The sequence below is a fragment of the Limnohabitans sp. genome (genome assembly GCF_040401495.1).
In the GTDB taxonomy this organism is placed as follows: Bacteria; Pseudomonadota; Gammaproteobacteria; order Burkholderiales; family Burkholderiaceae_C; genus Limnohabitans.
The window spans coordinates 1-1,392 of the sequence record NZ_JBBAOI010000064.1; the positions used below are offsets into that span (position 1 = coordinate 1).

The following is a 1,392-nucleotide window of genomic DNA, read 5'->3' on the forward strand; positions in this document are numbered from 1 at the left end:
AGCCGCTCGCGCCTGGCGCAACCCTAGGTGTTTTAGGCGGCGGTCAATTGGGTCGGATGTGGGTGCATGCGGCACAAAGCATGGGTTTTCAAACTGTGGTGTTAGATCCGGATCCACAAAGCCAAGCTGGATTGGTGAGCCACCAGCATATTCAAACGGACTACCTTGATCCTGTTGGCTTGGAACAAATGGTTTCTGCTTGCCAAGCTGTCACGACTGAATTTGAAAACGTACCTGCTGATGCCTTGGCCCAGTTAGCGGAAAAAATACAAGTTGCACCGAATGCGAATGCTGTTGCTGTCGCGCAAGATCGGCGTTTGGAGAAAGCCCATTTTGTGAAGTGTGGTGTGCCTGTTGCGCCGTTTGCGGTTATTACTTCTAGTGTTGAATTTGAGGCTGTTTTTAAACAGAACTCGGGGAAGACTGATGGCGTAAGCCTGCTCCCCGGTATTTTGAAAACTGCGCGCATGGGCTATGACGGTAAAGGCCAAGTGCGTGTGCGTAACCCGCAAGAACTAGTGGACGCATCCAAACAATTAGGCGGCGTGCCCTGTGTGCTTGAAAAAATGCTGCCGCTCAAAGCCGAATACTCGGTCATCGTTGCGCGTGGCCATGATGGTGCGATGGTGCACTTACCCATTCAACATAACGTGCACCGCAACGGCATTTTGGCGATGACGCAAGTGTGGCCGGGAGTTTGCGATAGCGCACTGGAAACTCAGGCCATTAATGCCGCTAAGTCGATAGCACAAGAGTTGCAATACATAGGCGTCTTATGCGTAGAGTTTTTTGTGCTGGAAGACAACACACTATTCGTCAACGAAATCGCCCCCCGTCCTCACAACAGCGGGCACTACAGCCTAGACGCCTGCGATGTCTCGCAGTTTGAATTGCAGTTGCGATGCATGGCGGGGTTGCCTTTAACGCAGCCGCGGCAACATAGTCCAGCGGTCATGCTGAATTTGTTGGGGGATATTTGGTTAGAGAAATTAGGGTCAGAACCCAATTTATTCGGAACAAATAAATTGGGTTCTGACCCTAATTTCTCTAACTCACCTGCGTTGAGCAAAGTTCTTGCTCTTGCTGGAGCCCATATGCATTTATACGGAAAATCCGAAGCTCGAAAGGGGCGCAAGATGGGCCATCTCACCATCACGGCACCCACTGCAGATGAAGCTCTTGCAATAGCAAATCAAGCGGCAGCTATTTTGGGAATTGCTGCGTTTTAAACGCACTCAACGCATATGGTGCTCGACGGGCAGTCTTCACAATCTGTTGCACTTGCTGCGCAAGCATTGCAGCGTGGTGACTTGATCGGCTTGCCAACTGAAACGGTTTACGGGTTGGCGGCAGATGCATGCAATACGCAAGCCGTTGCAAAAATTTTTAGCA

At 50.7% G+C, this 1,392-nt stretch carries 2 protein-coding genes; both read left to right on the forward strand.

The window, feature by feature from the left end:
- A partial coding sequence (locus AC9UEO_RS13665; protein ID WP_509534635.1) for a 5-(carboxyamino)imidazole ribonucleotide synthase occupies positions 1-1,229 on the forward strand: 1,229 nt, incomplete at its 5' end.
- Between the two features lie 15 nt (positions 1,230-1,244).
- The coding region (locus AC9UEO_RS13670; RefSeq protein ID WP_509534638.1) for an L-threonylcarbamoyladenylate synthase at positions 1,245-1,392 on the forward strand (148 nt) is incomplete at its 3' end.